General features: G+C 34.8%; 21 protein-coding genes. 1 reads left to right on the top strand and 20 read right to left on the bottom strand.

Annotated elements, in window-relative coordinates:
* Positions 1-44: 44 nt before the first annotated feature.
* The 20 genes from recO to lepA form a co-directional block, all read right to left on the bottom strand.
* Positions 45-794, bottom strand: coding sequence for a DNA repair protein RecO (gene recO / locus JJJ02_RS02285; protein ID WP_111715211.1), 750 nt, complete (start codon positions 792-794; stop codon positions 45-47).
* Entirely contained in the window at positions 794-1696 is a 903-nt protein-coding gene (gene era / locus JJJ02_RS02280; protein WP_240837096.1) for a GTPase Era, read from the bottom strand. The genes recO and era overlap by 1 nt, the downstream gene beginning before the upstream one ends.
* Positions 1686-2099, bottom strand: a complete 414-nt coding sequence (gene cdd / locus JJJ02_RS02275) for a cytidine deaminase (protein WP_111715214.1) — start codon at positions 2097-2099, stop codon at positions 1686-1688. Before cdd ends, era begins: the two co-directional genes overlap by 11 nt.
* 10 nt (positions 2100-2109) lie before the next feature.
* Entirely contained in the window at positions 2110-2454 is a 345-nt protein-coding gene (locus JJJ02_RS02270; protein ID WP_111715215.1) for a diacylglycerol kinase family protein, read from the bottom strand.
* 2 nt (positions 2455-2456) lie between these two features.
* Positions 2457-2921 (bottom strand): rRNA maturation RNase YbeY, encoded by a 465-nt coding sequence (ybeY, locus tag JJJ02_RS02265; RefSeq protein WP_111715217.1) that lies wholly within the window; start codon positions 2919-2921, stop codon positions 2457-2459.
* On the bottom strand, positions 2921-3865 hold the full coding sequence (locus tag JJJ02_RS02260; protein ID WP_239242775.1) for a PhoH family protein: 945 nt from the start codon (positions 3863-3865) through the stop codon (positions 2921-2923). Before JJJ02_RS02260 ends, ybeY begins: the two co-directional genes overlap by 1 nt.
* 66 nt (positions 3866-3931) lie before the next feature.
* Positions 3932-4360 carry a hypothetical protein gene (locus JJJ02_RS02255; RefSeq protein ID WP_240837095.1) on the bottom strand — a complete coding sequence of 143 codons (429 nt, stop codon included), beginning with the start codon at positions 4358-4360 and terminating at the stop codon, positions 3932-3934.
* Positions 4361-4438: 78 nt separating this feature from the next.
* The gene (locus tag JJJ02_RS02250; RefSeq protein WP_240837094.1) at positions 4439-5020 is read right to left on the bottom strand and encodes a hypothetical protein; all 582 of its coding nucleotides are present in this window, start codon (positions 5018-5020) and stop codon (positions 4439-4441) included.
* Positions 5021-5031: 11 nt separating this feature from the next.
* Positions 5032-6024 (bottom strand): flotillin-like protein FloA, encoded by a 993-nt coding sequence (gene floA, locus JJJ02_RS02245; protein WP_099578504.1) that lies wholly within the window; start codon positions 6022-6024, stop codon positions 5032-5034.
* An 18-nt stretch (positions 6025-6042) separates the two neighbouring features.
* Entirely contained in the window at positions 6043-6672 is a 630-nt protein-coding gene (locus tag JJJ02_RS02240; protein ID WP_111715224.1) for an NfeD family protein, read from the bottom strand.
* 176 nt (positions 6673-6848) lie between these two features.
* The gene (rpsU, locus tag JJJ02_RS02235; protein WP_041636032.1) at positions 6849-7025 is read right to left on the bottom strand and encodes a 30S ribosomal protein S21; all 177 of its coding nucleotides are present in this window, start codon (positions 7023-7025) and stop codon (positions 6849-6851) included.
* 118 nt (positions 7026-7143) lie between these two features.
* Entirely contained in the window at positions 7144-8499 is a 1356-nt protein-coding gene (gene mtaB, locus JJJ02_RS02230; protein WP_111715225.1) for a tRNA (N(6)-L-threonylcarbamoyladenosine(37)-C(2))-methylthiotransferase MtaB, read from the bottom strand.
* Positions 8500-8635: 136 nt separating this feature from the next.
* Complete coding sequence (locus JJJ02_RS02225; RefSeq protein ID WP_240837093.1) at positions 8636-9373, bottom strand: 16S rRNA (uracil(1498)-N(3))-methyltransferase; 738 nt, start codon at positions 9371-9373, stop codon at positions 8636-8638.
* Between the two features lies 1 nt (position 9374).
* On the bottom strand, positions 9375-10310 hold the full coding sequence (gene prmA, locus JJJ02_RS02220; RefSeq protein WP_240837092.1) for a 50S ribosomal protein L11 methyltransferase: 936 nt from the start codon (positions 10308-10310) through the stop codon (positions 9375-9377).
* A gap of 2 nt (positions 10311-10312) precedes the next feature.
* Complete coding sequence (gene dnaJ, locus JJJ02_RS02215; protein WP_239242782.1) at positions 10313-11431, bottom strand: molecular chaperone DnaJ; 1119 nt, start codon at positions 11429-11431, stop codon at positions 10313-10315.
* A 91-nt stretch (positions 11432-11522) separates the two neighbouring features.
* Positions 11523-13349 (bottom strand): molecular chaperone DnaK, encoded by a 1827-nt coding sequence (dnaK, locus tag JJJ02_RS02210; RefSeq protein ID WP_239242783.1) that lies wholly within the window; start codon positions 13347-13349, stop codon positions 11523-11525.
* A 53-nt stretch (positions 13350-13402) separates the two neighbouring features.
* Positions 13403-13984, bottom strand: a complete 582-nt coding sequence (gene grpE / locus JJJ02_RS02205) for a nucleotide exchange factor GrpE (RefSeq protein ID WP_240837091.1) — start codon at positions 13982-13984, stop codon at positions 13403-13405.
* Between the two features lie 13 nt (positions 13985-13997).
* Complete coding sequence (gene hrcA, locus JJJ02_RS02200; RefSeq protein WP_111715235.1) at positions 13998-14945, bottom strand: heat-inducible transcriptional repressor HrcA; 948 nt, start codon at positions 14943-14945, stop codon at positions 13998-14000.
* 124 nt (positions 14946-15069) lie between these two features.
* On the bottom strand, positions 15070-16185 hold the full coding sequence (hemW, locus tag JJJ02_RS02195) for a radical SAM family heme chaperone HemW (protein WP_111715237.1): 1116 nt from the start codon (positions 16183-16185) through the stop codon (positions 15070-15072).
* 60 nt (positions 16186-16245) lie between these two features.
* Positions 16246-18069, bottom strand: coding sequence for a translation elongation factor 4 (lepA, locus tag JJJ02_RS02190; RefSeq protein WP_099578523.1), 1824 nt, complete (start codon positions 18067-18069; stop codon positions 16246-16248).
* A gap of 175 nt (positions 18070-18244) precedes the next feature.
* Here lepA and rpsT point away from each other — a divergent pair, with 175 nt between their 5' ends.
* Positions 18245-18493, top strand: coding sequence for a 30S ribosomal protein S20 (gene rpsT, locus JJJ02_RS02185; protein ID WP_239242785.1), 249 nt, complete (start codon positions 18245-18247; stop codon positions 18491-18493).
* Positions 18494-18502: the final 9 nt, after the last annotated feature.

Raw genomic sequence — 18502 nt, 5'->3', positions numbered from 1 at the left:
AATTTTAAAAGCACTCATGATATACCATTCATGAGTGCTTTTTATTATTGATTCATCTGATTTAACTGTTCAATAATTTTGCGAGATTTCAAATAGACGCCTACAAATTCATCATACATTTTAAAGACAAGTGATTCCATCTCTCGAACAACTTCGTCACTAATCTTCATTCCACTTACTTTATCCAGAGGTACTTCATCGAGTAAATAGAGCATGTACAATGCTTTATTTGAGATACGGATAGCATGAGGGTCATCTATTTCTCCAAACTTTGTCACGACACTGTTATATTTAAAAGAATATGCGACAAAATCTTTATGGTCCATCGCACCGTCATGGACACTATATTTAAAGTTGGGTTCATACCCATAAAGCGCCATCATCTTGAGTGAAACAAATAATGCAATTAATGCTTCATTATCACCCTGTGAAATCCTATCCAGGCCAAATTTCAATAACTGAAAAACCAGTTTATTTGACGTATCATCATCGAGACCTCTATCAATCAATTCAACAATATATTGCGCATATGTTAATTTCATTATGTCACTACGAATCGGATAATGACTTTCTAATGTATCTACAGAACTTAGTGTTCCCATTCCTTTAAATTGTGAAAATATAAATAGATTTTCATAGAACAAATCTAAACCTGCACCAAACTTTGTAGATTTACGCGCATTTCTAGCCATCACTGCTACTTTTATACCAGCTTCATTTAAAAAAGTGATAATCAAATGATTATCACCATATTCAACTCTCTTGATAACAATACCAACAGACTTTTTAAGCATTAATATTCATCTTCTCTGTAACCGATTTGACGAATAAAGTTCGGTTTATTACGCCAATCTTTTTGTACCTTCACCCAAAGTTCTAAATAAACTTTAGAACCTAGTAACATTTCGATATCTTTTCGTGCATTTTGACCGATTTGTTTTAACATCGACCCCTTCTTACCGATAATAATCCCTTTTTGAGAATCACGTTCTATATATATAGTCGCCTCAATATCTACCTGATCTTCTGAAACACGTGTCATCTTTTCAACCTGAACACCAATCGCATGCGGGATTTCCTGGCTTGTTAAATGCAGGGCCTTCTCACGAATTAATTCTGCTACGATAAATTCTTCCGGATGATCTGAAATTGTATCTTTCGGATAATACATCGGGCCTTCCGGCATATAACCTTCAATTACTTCCACTAATCGATCAACATTATTTCCTTGTAGAGCTGAAATTGGCACTACTTCAGCGAACGGTAACAAGTCCTTATATTTTTCAATTTCTTTAATCAGTTGATCCGGATGAATCTTGTCAATCTTATTTAAGACTAAGAAAATCGGTGTCTTGTTTGATTTTAAAAGCTCAATGATAAATTCATCACCACGTCCTAAACTTTCTTCTACATTTACCATAAATAATATTGCATCAACTTCTCGTAATGTATTTTTAGCGATTTTCATCATATAATCACCTAATACATGTTTCGGTTTATGAATACCTGGCGTATCGATGAATATGATTTGAGATTGTTCTGTTGTTAGTACGCCTTGCACTCTGTTTCTTGTAGTCTGTGCTTTATCTGACATAATCGCAACTTTTTGTCCAAGCACTTTATTCATAAAAGTTGACTTTCCGACATTGGGTCTACCAATTATCGCTACAAATCCTGATTTAAAATTATTTGACATCTTCTAAGTCCCTTCCTGAAAACCCTAACGGTAATAAATCATCTACAGTAAGTTTGATTACATTACCTTTAATATTTGTTAAGTATACTGGCATTTCATCATCGCATAGCTCTTTAATTACTTGTCTGCATGAGCCACATGGAGATGAAGGTGTTGGTGTGTCAGTTGTAACAACCAACGCTTCAAAATCTCCTGGTTTATATCCTTGTGCAATTGCTGAGACAAGTGCAGTACGTTCTGCACAAATACAATCACCATATGCTGCATTCTCAACATTACATCCATCAAATGTCGTACCATCTTTAGCGATTAAAAATGCACCCACTTTAAAATTTGAATACGGTGTATATGCTTTTTCTCGCGCTGCCTTAACACCATCCTGCCATTCATTTTTAAAATCCATAATATCCCTCCTAAAATAATTCGATTATATAAGGCATGAAAATGATTATTCCAATAATCGCACTCATGATTGATGATAATAAAACTGCAAACGCGGCTGTATCTTTAGCATGCTTGGCGAGTTCATGATAATCTTCAGTAACAAGGTCAACGACATATTCTACTGAAGTATTTATGACTTCCATAAACAATACAGAAAAAATTGCAATAATCACAAATAACCATTCAATCTTTGTAATTTGAAAATAAAATGAAAACATAACTACTAATATCGCGGCAATTAAATGAATCACAAAATTTACATCTTTTTTTAAGAGTGTTATGAAACCTTGTATCGGATATAAAAAGCGTTTCATCCTCATTCTCTCGTTAAGCCGTAAGCATTTAATATTTCATCCTGGCGTCCAAACATTTTTTTCTCATCTGCTTCATTCATATGATCATAGCCTAAAAGATGCAATAGTCCATGAACTGATAGAAATCCTAATTCACGTTCAAAAGAGTGACCATATTCTTCTGCCTGCTCTTCGGCACGTTTAACACAAATAATAATGTCACCTAATACACGTGGCGCATCCGGCATTTCAAAATCTTCATCTTCACCCTCTTCTAAAGCAAAGCTTATGACATCTGTAACACTATCTTTATCACGATATGCTTTATTGATACTTTGAATTTCATCTTCATCAACAAAAGATACTGCGACTTCAGCTTCTTCGTCAATGCCTTCTTGTTGTGCAGCAAATTGCAATAGCTTTTCAATTTCTGATAAGTGATCTGAAGCAATCATTTCGTCATCATCTATAAAATCAACTGTTAACATTATTCATCACCTTCATATGCATTAATAATTTTACCAACTAATGGATGTCTCACAACATCGGCAGCATCAAAATGATGCACTTCTATACCATTTACTTTGCCAAGTCTCTGTACAGCTTCGATTAACCCACTCTTAACACCTTTTGGTAAGTCAATCTGCGTTTCATCGCCTGTTATAACCATCTTTGAACCAAAACCTAGACGTGTTAAAAACATCTTCATCTGAGCATGCGTTGTATTCTGTGCTTCATCTAAGATAACAAAAGCATCTTCTAAAGTTCTACCACGCATATATGCAAGTGGTGCAATTTCAATCACTCCACGTTCCATTAAACGCGCCGTATGTTCAGCACCTAATACAAAGTGTAATCCATCATACAACGGTCTTAAATATGGATCAACTTTCTCTTTTAAATCTCCAGGCAGAAATCCTAATGATTCTCCTGCTTCTACTGCAGGACGTGTAAGAACGATGCGCTTCACTTTGCCATTTCTTAACGCTTGTGCAGCCATAACAACTGCTAAAAATGTCTTACCTGTACCTGCCGGACCGATGCCAAAGACGAGATCGTTATGTTTGATATGGCGTATATACAGACGTTGTCCCATCGTCTTAGAACGAATCGGTTTACCGAAAGCATCTTTCGTGATTTCTTCATCGTATAGGTCACTTAAATACTGCAAGGTACCATTCGTTGCCATCTGTACAGCTGACTGAACGTCACGTAAAGAAATGGAAGTACCTTTACGGATAACAGATAACAGACTTTTCACTACGCTTTCAGCAACGACTACTTTCTCATCTTCACCATATATTGTTAATTCCTGACCTCTTGTATGAATCTCAACATCAAATGATTCTTCTAAAAACTTCAGGTGTTCATCTTGGTTACCAAGCAACGCTTGAGCTTCATTGATATTATCGAAGCGGATAATTTGAGACATTCAAAAACTCCTTTAATTAATGTTAATTTAACTTTATCAAACTCATGAATAACAAACAATTAATTATTACTGGACAGATTCTTTTACGGCAGGCTGAATAACCTGTTTTGTTAATTTTTTCATATTTTGTACATGAATATTAGGATTAATTCTTATCAGATGCTGAATAAATCGTTCAGCTTCGACGGGTTTTACAACAATCTTTTTATCTTTTCTAACAATTTCGATATACGTTATATTTTTAACACGCACAATATTTAATAAATCAATATTCAATATATTGATCTGACTTGTTTCTAACCCTTTTTTAATCTTTAAATAATTTGACTGAATTGAATAATATTCATGTAAGATGATATAGATTAATATTATTCCGATTACAATTGAAGCAATCCCACTTGTCATGAAATTCATGAAACATGCTAATATCATTAAAATGATAACGATAAAAACCATTACTTTCTGGAAATTATTGATGCGACTTTTATAGATCATAATATCACCCTCTTTTATTTTATCAAAAATTTCAAAAAAATAACTATGATACGCAAATTATTTTGCGTACCATAGTTATTATCTTCTTGCTTTTGGAGGGCCAAGTATTTCACTATATATAATCCCTTTAAGTGTATTTTCAGGCGTAAAATCTACAAGTGAACCTGCGCTATCAATATCATCTTCCATACGTATCATATTAATGCGATTCATCTTCTGTCGTGGTGACAAATGCGGGTCTGCTTCAATTTTCTCAATGCGTTCAGCTAGCGATAATTTTTCTTTAGCCTGTATTTTTTCTTCGAATGCCTGAATTTTCTTAGCAGCCGAGCGTTCCACTGGACGTTTTTGATCCTTTACTTCAGATGCTTTATTTTTCACTTGTTGTTCTAATTTTCGAGTTTGCTTAGAACCTGCATCAATACGCTTCTCAATTTCCTTTAATTTTGCTTGTGGATTATTCTTAAAATCGGTAAATTCTTTTTCTAAATTACCGATTGATTGTTGTAACTGTGAGAATACATTTTTTGAATTCACTTGTTGCTTCGTTGATATCGGACGTTTTGATTGATTTGCTTTCTTCTTATTAGCATTTTCAATAATCGAAGTTACTACGCTAATAATAGTAAAAATAATAAATATTATAAATCCTACATCCATCTAATCACCCTTTATTTTTTAGGAGTGTCACTACTATTCGGATCAGTCATTTTATTAATAGAATTTCTCATTCCTGTGTCTGATTCTATATTCTTTAAGTTATAATAATCCATTACTCCGATATTTCCTGATTTTAAAGCTTGTGCCATTGCTAAAGGTACTTCAGCTTCAGCTTCTACTACTTTCGCTCTCATTTCCTGAACTTTCGCCTTCATCTCTTGTTCTTGAGCAACGGCCATTGCACGACGTTCCTCTGCTTTAGCTTGTGCAATATTTTTATCTGCTAATGCTTGTTCAGTCTGTAAGTCTGCACCTATGTTCTTACCGATATCTACGTCTGCAATATCAATCGATAGAATTTCGAATGCTGTTCCGCTATCTAATCCTTTACCTAATACCGTTTGAGATATCATATCCGGATTTTCTAGTACAGAAGTATGTGAAGCACTAGAACCGATTGTTGAGACGATCCCTTCACCAACACGGGCAACAATTGTTTCTTCACCAGCACCACCGACAAGGCGTTCAATATTTGCACGTACAGTAATTCTTGCTTTCGCTTTCACTTCGATACCGTTCATCGCAACACCCGCAATAAATGGTGTTTCAATAACTTTTGGGTTAACTGACATTTGAACTGCTTCTAAAACATCACGACCTGCTAAGTCAATTGCTGCACCACGTTCAAACGGCAAATTGATATCAGCTCGTTGTGCAGCGATGATTGCATCGACAACGCGGTCAACGTTACCACCCGCTAAATAATGTGACTCTAATTGATTTGTCGTTAAATGTAATCCGGCTTTATGTGCTTTAATTAATGGATCGATAACACGTCTAGGCGAAACACGACGTAAACGCATCCCAACCAATGTACCGATACCAACTTTAACGCCAGCTGCTAATGCCGAGATCCATAAACCAACAGGTACAAATGAAAATAAAATCATTAATAGAATAAGAACTACAAATGCAATAATACCGATTGTTATTAATCCTGCCATAAAATTCACTCCTGTTTATTATATTTCTGTTACTACAACTCTTGTGCCTTCCACTTCAATGATACGAACTTCTTTCTCGCGTTTAATAAATGCACCATCACTTACAGCATCAATACGTTTCCCTTGATGTATAATAATACCTGAAGGACGTAGTTCAGTTAAGGTAGTTGCGGTTTGTCCAACAAGATAACTTCTATCATCATGAGATGTGTATCCTGACTCTTTATTCGTTGAATCATAGAGGACAACTTGAGAGAAAATCGGTATCGTCTTCTTTAAAAATTTCACTAAGATCACCCATTCTACAATTGCAATAATTAAACAAATCGCCACAAAAACACCCATTTTAGCGACGTTATCACCAATCAGTAAGAAACTAGCAATAATACTTAACATACCTATAATACCTAATATCGCTCCCACAACAAATAGCTCCAGGACTACTAAAATAATACCTCCTAAAAACAATATTATAGATAATGCTTCCATCTGATTATTAAATAAATTTAGTCCAAGAAAACTAATTGCAGCAATACTACTGATGATGCCTGAAATACCTATTTTCGGTGAATACAATTGCCACAGACCTGTAGATACCATAATAATCATGAGCAATAATATCACATAATCATATGTACTGATTTCCAATCAAACACCTCCTTACTTATATTATAACTGAAATAATTTAATAGTCTGTAAATTATTAGCGTTTTTAAGGTAAATTTAAGGTAGCACTTAAGGTATATCCTTTTAAACGATATAACAAAAAAACACACCACAAATGTGGTGTGCCTATCTATAAATAATATTTGAGGGAGCAATTATTATTTAAATTTACGTTTACGAGCTGCTTCTGATTTCTTTTTACGTTTAACACTTGGTTTTTCGTAGAATTCACGTTTACGAACTTCTTGAATTGTACCATTTTTTGAAACAGTACGTTTGAAACGACGTAAAGCATCTTCGATTGATTCGTTTTTACGAACTACAGTTTTAGACATTTAATTTCCCTCCCTCCAAATATCAACGGAACATATTAAACACAGATTTATTTAAATAAATATTTCTATGTACTAAAATATTATAATAGATTATCAATCTACGGTCAATACTCATTTTTTAATTTACAGTAAGTTCCTTATTTTCTGTTACCTTTTTATATATATTTGGAATTACTTTAACAAACTGTCCTTTATTCATAGGATAGCCAGCTTCAGTTATCTTAACTTTTACAAGTTCACCGATTAAGCTTTCGTCAGCTTCAAATTGTACCTTTAAGTAATTATCAGTGTAACCGACCAGCATATTTTCAACACTTGCTTTCTCTTCAGGAATAACTTCTAATACTTCACCTTCAAATCTGCTAGCATATTCTTTAGCAAGCTGATCTGACAGACTAATTAAGCGATGTACGCGTTCATTTTTCACATTCTCATCAATTTGATCTGTCATACGCGCTGCTGGTGTACCAGTTCGCATTGAATATGGAAAAACATGCAGTTCAGAAAAACCATGTTCCTGGATAAAATCATATGTTTCTTGGAATTCTTCCTCAGTTTCACCAGGGAATCCAACAATAACGTCGCTTGTCACAGCAAGTCCGGGCATAATTGCATGTAATTTTCTTAACCTTTCTGAGAAATGTTCCATCGTATATTTACGACGCATACGTTTTAAAACTGTATCACTCCCAGATTGCAGTGGAATATGCAAGTGACGCACGACTTTTTCACTTTTATCGATGACATCAATCACTTCATCCGTTAATTGACTTGCTTCAATAGATGAGATACGGATACGTTTTAATCCATCAATCGTTTCTAAGTCACGAAGCAGTTGTGCAAGATTATAATCTTTTAAATCTTCACCATAGCCACCTGTGTGGATACCTGTTAATACAATTTCCTGATAACCAGATTGAACAAGCTGTGTTGCTTGTCTTACAACTTCTTTAGGGTCTCTTGAACGCATCAATCCTCTTGCCCATGGGATGATACAGAATGTACAGAAGTTATTACAGCCTTCCTGAATCTTCAGTGATGCACGTGTTCTATCAGTAAAATATGGTACGTCTAGTTCTTCATACGTACGATTCTTCATAATATTTGTAACACCGTTAATCGGTTGTCTTTCATTTCTAAACTGTTCAATATACGGTAACATCTTATTTCGATCTTGTGTACCGACAACGATATCAACACCCGCTATATCCATAATTTCAGCTGACGATGTTTGCGCATAACAACCAGTTACACAAATAACCGCTTCCGGATTACGTCTGATGGCACGACGAATAACTTGACGACTTTTCTTATCCCCGGTATTTGTCACGGTACAGGTATTAATCACATAAACGTCTGCATTTGTTTCAAAATCCACACGCTCATATGATGCTTCTTTAAATAATTGCCAGATGGCTTCAGTTTCATAATGGTTTACTTTACATCCTAAAGTATGGAAGGCAACAGTTGCCATTTATTTCACCTCATTTTATTTTCGTTCAATAAATCACATTATATAAAAATAACATTAATTGATAGGAATTTCAATCTAATCATTATAAAAGACAGTGGGATGCTATGTCCATCACACTGTCTTTTATAATAAATATTTATGATAGTTCAATATGATAACTCATCGCGCTCAGTAAATATAGTGGAGCAGTTTCTGCACGTAGTATTCTAGGTCCTAAACCAATTGTCGGTGCATTAAATTGTTTAATCTCTGTTTCACTCAAACCACCTTCTGGTCCAAAGATAACGATTACCTTCGTGCCAGATTCTAATCTTTTTAATGTCTGATTAAGCGTAGATGTTTCACCATTCTTAGCAGATTCTTCGTATGCAACGAGTACAACATCATAATCATCTAGTAATGATGTTAAAGCAGTGCTATTCTTTACAACTTTAATTTCAGGTATCATTTGACGATAACTTTGTTCTGCTGCTTCCTTTATTATCTTCTGAAATCTTTCTACCTTTTTTGCCATTTTCTTTTCATCCAGCTTAATCACAGTATGGTCAGATATAAAAGGCAGGAAGCGATAAGCACCGAGTTCAGTCGCTTTTTGAATCATCCATTCATATTTATCGTTCTTTAATAAGCCGCTCGCGATCGTAATTTGAACAGGGAGTTCTGTACATAGCTCTAATTGTTCTCGGGTTATTACTGTAATTTGATTATCAATAGCAGTAATTTCACTTATAAAACTAGCATTGATAAAATTAATGATGATTTTTCTTCCTACAGTTTGGCGCATCACATTTTTTATATGATGTACATCCTCTTTATCGATAATTGCATAGCTTTTATTAATTTCAGCTTCAGTATTTAGAAAATATCGCTGCATATTATGCCTCTTTTCTAGCGGCAATCGCAATCCAGCCATTTTCACGCGTAATTTCTTCTATCTTATAACCAACGCGTTCCAAATGTTCAACGATCATTTCTTCTTTTTCTAAAATGATACCTGAAGTGATCAGTAATCCATTATCATTTAATAATGCAAAGCTATCATCAATCATTAGATCAACAATATGTGCTAATATATTTGCAAAAATGACATCATGTTTTTCACTTTCACCTTTTAATAAGTTGCCTGGTTCCGCTTGAATCGCATCAGCACAATCATTTTTTTCAAAGTTATCCACAGCAACACGTACTGCCACACTATCTAGATCCAGCGCTTTAATGGGTGCCGCACCTAATTGATGCGCTGCTATACTTAAAATACCTGAACCAGTACCGACGTCAATAACAGATTGATTTGGTTGAACATATTTCTCTATTAATTTTAAACACATCGATGTTGTAGCATGATCGCCTGTACCAAATGCCATGCCCGGATCAAGCTTAATGATAAACTCGTCATCATTTTGTTTCTCATAATTTTCCCAGCTTGGTACAACAACAAATCTTTCTGAAGCTTTAAATGCATGAAAATGATTTTTCCATTCGTTTGCCCAGTCTTCTTCCTGAACTTCATCAGTAGTAATTTCTAATCTAGTAACTTCAACATCCTGTAAACCATTAATTTTTTCTTTGATTTCATTAATGATTGCATCAGAATAATCTAATTCACTAAAATACACTTTTACACGTACATCAGATTCTGGATAATCATCTGGATTTAACTCATAGATTTCACCGTACGTTTCAATGCGACCTTTAACAAGTTCTAAACTATCTTCTATAACAACACCATTTGCACCAACTTCATTTAATATATCAGCAATAAATGGTTCTACCTCATGGTTGATCATCAATGTTATTTCTTTATAGTTCATTATTATTCCCCTTTAAAGAAGCGTTTTGTTTTATCGAAAAAGTTTGAAGGTTGTTCGTTAATTTCCGTACCATCTATTTCAGCAAATTCTCTTAATAATTCTGCTTGTCTATTTGTCATCTTCACAGGTGTTACTACATTGACAGTGACATATAAGTCACCCTTACCATAGCCGTGTACATTTTGAATACCTTTTTCTTTTAATCTGAAGCGTTTACCAGTTTGAGTTCCTGATGGAATTGTAATCTTTGCTTTTCCGTCAAGCGTAGGCACTTCTACTTCATCACCAAGCGCTGCTTGAGCGATTGATAAGTTTAATGTATAGAAAATATCTTCCCCTGCACGTTCAAAATGAGTATGGTCAGCAACTTTGAAGACGACATATAGATCACCAGCAGGACCACCATTAATACCCGGCTCACCTTGACCCGCTAAACGGATTTGTTGTCCAGTATCAACTCCAGCTGGAACAGTTACTTTAATTTTAACGGTCTTAATTACACGACCTGTACCGCCACAATCATGACATTTTTCATCAAATGTTTTACCAGTACCGCCACAATCATGACATGGTCGCTCAGTTCTTACACGACCAAATGGTGTATTTTGTTCCACCTGTACATTACCACGTCCATGACATGTTTTACAAGTATGCACTTCAGTACCTGGTTTTGCACCGCTGCCTCCACATGTTTCACAAGTCACTTCTTTTTTAACTGATATTTCTTTTTCAGCACCAAATACTGCGTCTTCAAAAGATATATTCATCTGATATTGTAAGTCATCACCTTTTCTAGGTGCATTCGGATCACGTCTGGCTCCACCGCCAAAAAATGAACTGAAGATATCTTCAAATCCACCGAAACCGCCAAAGTCCTGACCACCAAATCCAGCACCTTGGCCCATACCTGCGTGACCAAATTGATCATACTGTGCTTTTTTCTGATCATCACTTAATACTTCATATGCTTCTGCAATCTCTTTAAACTTTACATCTGCATCCTCTTCTTTATTGATGTCCGGATGATATTTTTTTGATAATTTTTTATATGCACGTTTAATCTCTTCTTTAGAAGCACCTTTTTGTAAACCTAGGACTTCATAATAATCTCTTTTCGCCACTTTTCATTCTCCTTTTCTTACTACTTAGTTAAATATGCTGAAAGAAAAAGCCAAAGTCAATAAATTGACTTTGACTTTATGTTATTACTTATTATTTTTTATCGTCATCTTTAACTTCAGTAAAGTCTGCATCTACTACATCATCTTCAGGATTTGTGTTTTGAGCACCTTCAGCACCTTGTTGTGCAGCCATCTCTTCATATAATTTCATAGATAATGCCTGAACGATTTCATTTAAACTATCTTTTTTGGCCTTAATATCTTCAATATCATTGCCTTCTAAAGCCTTTTTAAGATCTTCTTTAGCAGCTTCTGCTTTTTCTACTTCAGCAGCATCCACTTTATCTTCTAAATCTTTAATCGCTTTATCAGTAGCAAATACTAATTGATCTGCTTCATTGCGTAAGTCAACTTCTTCACGACGTTTTTTATCTGCTTCAGCATTAGCTTCTGCATCTTTAACCATACGATCGATTTCTTCGTCGCTTAATGAAGATGAAGATTGGATAGTAATTTTTTGTTCTTTTTGAGTACCTAAATCTTTCGCTGTAACGTTAACGATACCGTTTTTATCGATATCAAATGTTACTTCGATTTGTGGCATACCACGTGGTGCTGGTGGAATGTCAGTTAACTGGAAGCGACCTAATGTTTTGTTATCTGCTGCCATTTGACGCTCACCTTGTAATACGTGAATGTCTACTGCCGGTTGATTATCCGCTGCAGTTGAGAATACTTGTGATTTAGATGTTGGAATTGTCGTGTTACGCTCGATTAATACTGTAGACACGCCACCCATTGTTTCAATACCTAACGATAATGGTGTTACGTCTAATAATACAACGTCTTTCACATCACCAGTGATAACGCCACCTTGAATTGCAGCACCCATCGCTACAACTTCATCCGGGTTAACACCTTTGTTTGGTTCTTTGCCTAATTCTTTTTTAATTGCTTCTTGTACAGCAGGAATACGTGTAGATCCACCAACAAGGATGACTTCATCGATATCTGCATTAGATAATCCAGCATCTTTCATCGCTTGACGTGTAGGAATCATTGTACGATCTACTAATGAATGTGATAATTCTTCAAATTTCGCACGTGATAACGTTAATTCTAAGTGTAATGGTCCAGCTTCTCCAGCTGAGATAAACGGTAATGAGATTTGAGTAGAAGATACACCTGATAAATCTTTTTTCGCTTTTTCAGCAGCATCTTTTAATCGTTGCATTGCCATTTTATCCTGAGATAAATCTAACCCGTTTTCTTTTTTGAATTCTTCTACTAAGTAGTCGATGATTACTTGGTCAAAGTCATCTCCACCTAATTTGTTGTCACCTGAAGTTGATAATACTTCAAATACACCGTCACCAAGTTCAAGGATAGATACGTCGAACGTACCGCCACCTAAGTCGAATACTAATACTTTTTGTTCTTTATCTGTTTTATCTAAACCATAAGCAAGTGCAGCTGCAGTAGGTTCGTTAATAATACGCTCTACTTCAAGTCCAGCAATTTTACCAGCATCTTTAGTTGCCTGACGTTCTGCGTCATTGAAATAAGCAGGAACTGTAATTACCGCTTTCGTAACTTTTTCACCTAAGTAGCTTTCAGCAGTTGCCTTTAAGTTTTGTAAGATCATTGCTGAAATTTCTTGTGGTGAGTATGCTTTACCTTCGATGTTTTCTTTGTAGTCTGTACCCATATGACGTTTAATCGAAATGATTGTATTAGGGTTTGTGATTGCCTGACGCTTCGCAACTTCACCAACTTGTGTTTCACCATTTTTGAATGCTACTACTGAAGGTGTTGTACGGTTACCTTCTGGGTTTGCGATTACTTTCGGTTCTCCACCTTCTAATACAGATACACATGAATTTGTAGTTCCTAAGTCAATACCAATTACTTTACTCATTATATTATTCCTCCATTATTTTAAAATTAATTTTAAATATTTTTTAAGAACGATTACTCATTTACTTTTACCATTGAAGGTCGTAAAACACGTTCTTTTAATTTATAACCTTTTTGAAGCTCATCCAAAACAATTCCAGAATCCTTATTTTCATCATGTTCCTGCATTACAGCCTGATGTAAATTCGGATCAAATGGTTGATCAAGTGCTTCAATCACTTCAAGGCCATTATCTTTCAATGAACTAAGCAGACTTTCATAAACCATCTCTACACCTTTATGTAAAGATTTAAATGCTTCACTTTCACCTTTTTGTGCAAGTGCGCGTTCAATATTATCTATTGCTGGTAAAATGTCTCGCAGTACACTTTGCGCACGATACGTTCTTTCAGTATCTAATTCTGCACGTGTTCGTTTTTTATAGTTTTCAAATTCAGCATAAAGACGTAAATATTTCTCTTCAGCTGCTTCTAATGATTTTTTAGTTTCAGTGAGCTCATCAGTTGTTTCTTCTTCAGAAGCTTCAACAGGTGCTTCTGGCGCAACTGTTTCAGTTATATCCTGTTCTACTGTTTCAGTCGACTCATCTGTTTGATCAGTTTTTTCAATTGCTTGTTCTTCATGTTTTTCAGACAAGATATTTACCTCCTTATAACAAGTGATTAATACTTGCTAATTTATTAAAGACTTTTCGGTAACTCATTTGTGTCGGTCCAATGACCGCAATCTTACCATTCATATTATGAAGATGAATCGGTGAAGTTACAATTGAGATGCCTTCTAAGTTTTTATCAATTTCCTGGCCTAACGTTACCTGAATATGATCAGATTCAACCTGACTTAATATAATCGGTAAGTCTTCGGAATCAATTAATTTCAATGTTTCTTTTACAGCATTCAAATTATCAGAATCAATAATTTCATACAAATATTCTCGTCCTTCAAAATATATTGTATGAGATTTTGTATGTGCTTTTTTTACGATTTGAGATTTTAAATGCGTAAGCGGCAACTGTTTAAAGCCCTCTCGATTTACATCTAAATGAATATTACCTTCAATAATTGCAAGTAAATTCTGGTTTAGATAATTGTTCATGCGCTCAATCTCTTGTCTCGTTAAACGTACTTGCCATGAAATTTGTTGATGTTCAACATTACCATTTTCATAGACAATAATTAATACCAGATTAGTCGGTGTTAAATACGTCAAATGAATCTGTGAAATTGATCGTTTATCGATTTCAGTTGTTGTTGCAATTGATAGATATTGAGTATCCATCGCAATATCCTTAGCGAGCATTCTAAAATCAACAAAATTTGTCTGATCAATAAAAAAATTCTCTTCATAAGGAAATTCTTTTTGCAACGCTTCAACATAAAATTTATAGCCTGCTTCTGAAGGAATTCTACCACTAGAAGAATGCATTTTTTCAATTAAACCATGATCTTCTAATCGCTTCATCTCAGCTCTAATTGTAGCAGGACTAACATTCAGATTATGTTGTTCAATCAGTTTCTTTGAACCGATAGGTGATCCACTATCAACAAAATCCTCAACAATTACGTTTAATAAATGTAATTGTCTATCTGTTAGCATAATTCACCTCGTTAGCACTCTATTACTTCAAGTGCTAATAACAATTTATCAAATTGGTCAAAGTATGTCAACATATAACACTTAAATTTTCTTAAATGAAAAAAAGTTGTTAAAAACCATGATATTACACAGTTAATAAGAACTTTTCAAACACATCGTTACCACGCATTCTACCTTGTTCAGATAGTTTGACATGATTATCCTCAACGATGATTTGACCTTCTTTTAGCAAACCTTGAACTACAGTGCCAAAAACATCATTAAATTTTCTATCATATCTTTTCTCGAAATCATTGATGTTAATACCTTTATTCAATCTCAATCCTAAGAACATGAATTCTTCCATCGAAGCATCGATATCGACTGGAATAATCTCTTTAACAGCACTACCGGTATTCATCGCTTTAATATAATGTGGGACAGGTATTACGTTATAATAGCGTTTACCATCAATATAACCATGGCTACCAGCTCCTGCTCCGTAATATTCTTTATTATCCCAATAGACTTTGTTGTGCTTTGACTCAAAATCTCCTTTAGCATAATTCGAGATTTCATATTGATGGAACCCATGTTCTGCTAAGAATCTCATTGTATATTCATACATGTCCTGGGCGAGAGTCTCATCAGGCATTTGAAGCATTCCTTTTTTATATAGATTATAAAATTGTGTCTTTGGTTCTAAAATGAGTGAATAACTCGAAATATGATTAATATTAAGCTGAACCGCCTGTTCTAAATCGTATTGGCACTCTTCGAGTGTCTGCGTAGGTAAATGATACATCAGATCGATACTAACTGACTCAATTCCTAAACGGTTCGCTTCATCTACAGCACGTTTAATATCACTTTCTACATGGGTTCTACCCAGTGATTTCAACAAACGATTATTAAATGTTTGCACACCAAGCGATAAACGATTAACACCATAGCGCTTCATAATAGCAATTTTATCGGTTGTTAATTCATCCGGATTCGCTTCAACAGTAAATTCACTCATAATTACAAATCTATCTGAAATATATTTTAGCAATCGTTCTAATTGTTTGCCAGATAATGCTGTCGGCGTCCCGCCTCCGATAAAAACTGTATAAATTTCCTTCTCACTAATCATTCCCAGCTCTTTAATAAGTGCATCTAGATATGCATCGACTGGTTGGTTCTTAATTAAAAATTTATTGAAATCGCAATACGTACAGATACGATTGCAAAATGGAATATGAATATATAAGCTTCTCATGCTACCACCTCCAAAATGAAAACACGATTGCTCTTTTAAAGATACAATCGTGTTTTTTTGCTATTCTTCGTCCATTTTTAACACAGCTAGAAATGCATCTTGTGGAATTTCCACAGAACCTACTGCCTTCATCTTTGCTTTACCGGCTTTTTGTTTTTCTAAAAGTTTACGCTTACGTGAGATATCCCCACCGTAACATTTAGCTAGTACGTTTTTACCGATTGATTTAATATTTGTACGTGCAACAATTTTTTGTCCGATAGCAGCTTGAACAGGCACTTCAAATTGTTGACGTGGAATTAAAGTTTTGAGTTTCTCTACAATAACTTTACCACGTTCATAGGCAAAGTCTCTATGTACGATGAAACTTAGAGCATCGACACTTTCACCATTGAGTAAGATATCCATCTTCACTAAGCGACTTTCCTGATAGCCAATTAACTCATAATCAAAAGAGGCATATCCTTTAGTATTTGATTTTAACTGATCAAAGAAATCGAATACGACTTCTGATAATGGAATTTCATAGATGATATTTACACGAATATCGTCCATGTAGTCCATCGTCTGAAAGTTACCACGTTTTCTTTGGCATAATTCCATTACGGAACCGACATAATCATTCGGTACCATAATACTCGCTTTTACATATGGTTCATAAATTTTATCAATCTTTTGAGGGTCTGGCATTTTTGAAGGATTATCTACAATTACTTCACTCTTATCTGTCATTTCACACTTGTAAATAACAGATGGAGCTGTTGCAATTAACTCAATGCCGAATTCCCGTTCAATACGTTCCTGAATAATTTCCATATGTAATAATCCTAAGAAACCGACACGGAAACCAAAACCTAAAGCTTGAGAAGTTTCAGCTTCAAATTCTAAAGAAGCATCATTTAATTGGAGTTTCTCTAATGCTTCTCTTAAATCATTGTATCGTCCAGTATCAATTGGATAAATACCACAGAATACCATTGGATTCATCTTTTTATAACCTTGTAGCGGTTCATCTGCTGGATTATCAGCTAAAGTAATAGTATCCCCTACACTTGAATCTGCAACATTCTTAATTGAAGCTGCAATGTAACCTACATCACCGACCGTTAATTCAGAAACAGGCAATTGTTTCGGTGTATTGATTCCTACTTCAACCACATCAAAAGTTTTACCTGTAGACATCATTTTAATTTTATCGCCAGCTTTAACAGTGCCATCAATAATACGTATTGATGAAATTACACCACGATAAGCATCAAACGCACTATCAAAGATTAAAGCTTTTAATGGTGCCTCAGGATCGCCCATAGGTGCCGGAACTTTTTCAACGATTTGTTCTAAGATTTCCTCTATACCGATATTTGCCTTAGCTGAAGCGAGTACCGCCTCACTTGCATCCAAGCCAATCACATCTTCAATTTCCTGACGCACACGTTCAGGTTCAGCAGCAGGTAAATCTATTTTATTAATAACAGGTAATAATTCTAAATCATTATCTAAAGCTAAATAAACGTTTGCTAATGTCTGTGCCTCGATACCTTGGGCTGCATCAACTACCAATATAGCTCCTTCACATGCCGCTAAACTTCGTGATACTTCATAGGTAAAATCGACATGTCCTGGTGTATCTATTAAATGGAAAATATATGTTTCTCCATCTTTTGCTGTATAATTTAATTGTACTGCGTTCAGTTTAATTGTTATCCCACGTTCACGCTCTAGATCCATAGAATCCAGCAATTGAGATTTCATCTCTCGTGAAGCAACAGATTTTGTATTTTCTAAAATTCTATCTGCTAAAGTCGATTTCCCATGATCGATATGCGCAATAATAGAGAAGTTTCTTATTTTTTCCTGACGGCTTAAACGCTGTTCATTATTCATCTTTTTGCCCAACTTTCTTAAATTGTACGTATATTTGATTATAACAACTCTTATACAGTTGTTCAATGAGTTTTAAAAAATATAGATTGCATATACTGTCTGAATTTGATAAAATATTTCTTGTTGCAATCAAAATATCTATTTTAAGTGCAAGACATTTCTAGGAGGTGACATTATGCCAAACATTAAATCTGCAATCAAACGTGTTACAACTAACAATAAAGCACAACAAGCAAACATTTCTCAAAAGAATGATATGCGTTCTGCTGTGAAAAATGCAAAAGCGGCAATTGAAAACAACGCTGACAATAAATCAGAATTAGTACAAGTAGCTGTTAAAAAGATTGATAAAGCTGCGAAAAGCAACTTAATCCACACTAACAAAGCTGACCGTTTAAAATCACAAGTTATGCGTAACAAATAATAATTATAA

Source organism: Macrococcus sp. PK, from assembly GCF_022501545.1.
GTDB classification, from domain to species: domain Bacteria; phylum Bacillota; class Bacilli; order Staphylococcales; family Staphylococcaceae; genus Macrococcoides; species Macrococcoides epidermidis.
Note: the sequence above shows the minus strand (reverse complement) of the source record. Positions and strands in the feature narration are given on the sequence as shown.

Excerpts from the sequence above, each read along its gene's own strand:
- recO (WP_111715211.1), bottom strand. The coding sequence starts at position 794 with ATGCTTAAAAAGTCTGTTGGTATTGTTATCAAGAGAGTTGAATATGGT.
- era (WP_240837096.1), bottom strand. The coding sequence starts at position 1,696 with ATGTCAAATAATTTTAAATCAGGATTTGTAGCGATAATTGGTAGACCC.
- cdd (WP_111715214.1), bottom strand. The coding sequence starts at position 2,099 with ATGGATTTTAAAAATGAATGGCAGGATGGTGTTAAGGCAGCGCGAGAA.
- JJJ02_RS02270 (WP_111715215.1), bottom strand. The coding sequence starts at position 2,454 with ATGAAACGCTTTTTATATCCGATACAAGGTTTCATAACACTCTTAAAA.
- ybeY (WP_111715217.1), bottom strand. The coding sequence starts at position 2,921 with ATGTTAACAGTTGATTTTATAGATGATGACGAAATGATTGCTTCAGAT.
- JJJ02_RS02260 (WP_239242775.1), bottom strand. The coding sequence starts at position 3,865 with ATGTCTCAAATTATCCGCTTCGATAATATCAATGAAGCTCAAGCGTTG.
- JJJ02_RS02255 (WP_240837095.1), bottom strand. The coding sequence starts at position 4,360 with ATGATCTATAAAAGTCGCATCAATAATTTCCAGAAAGTAATGGTTTTT.
- JJJ02_RS02250 (WP_240837094.1), bottom strand. The coding sequence starts at position 5,020 with ATGGATGTAGGATTTATAATATTTATTATTTTTACTATTATTAGCGTA.
- floA (WP_099578504.1), bottom strand. The coding sequence starts at position 6,024 with ATGGCAGGATTAATAACAATCGGTATTATTGCATTTGTAGTTCTTATT.
- rpsU (WP_041636032.1), bottom strand. The coding sequence starts at position 7,025 with ATGTCTAAAACTGTAGTTCGTAAAAACGAATCAATCGAAGATGCTTTA.
- mtaB (WP_111715225.1), bottom strand. The coding sequence starts at position 8,499 with ATGGCAACTGTTGCCTTCCATACTTTAGGATGTAAAGTAAACCATTAT.
- JJJ02_RS02225 (WP_240837093.1), bottom strand. The coding sequence starts at position 9,373 with ATGCAGCGATATTTTCTAAATACTGAAGCTGAAATTAATAAAAGCTAT.
- prmA (WP_240837092.1), bottom strand. The coding sequence starts at position 10,310 with ATGAACTATAAAGAAATAACATTGATGATCAACCATGAGGTAGAACCA.
- dnaK (WP_239242783.1), bottom strand. The coding sequence starts at position 13,349 with ATGAGTAAAGTAATTGGTATTGACTTAGGAACTACAAATTCATGTGTA.
- hrcA (WP_111715235.1), bottom strand. The coding sequence starts at position 14,945 with ATGCTAACAGATAGACAATTACATTTATTAAACGTAATTGTTGAGGAT.
- hemW (WP_111715237.1), bottom strand. The coding sequence starts at position 16,185 with ATGAGAAGCTTATATATTCATATTCCATTTTGCAATCGTATCTGTACG.
- lepA (WP_099578523.1), bottom strand. The coding sequence starts at position 18,069 with ATGAATAATGAACAGCGTTTAAGCCGTCAGGAAAAAATAAGAAACTTC.
- rpsT (WP_239242785.1), top strand. The coding sequence starts at position 18,245 with ATGCCAAACATTAAATCTGCAATCAAACGTGTTACAACTAACAATAAA.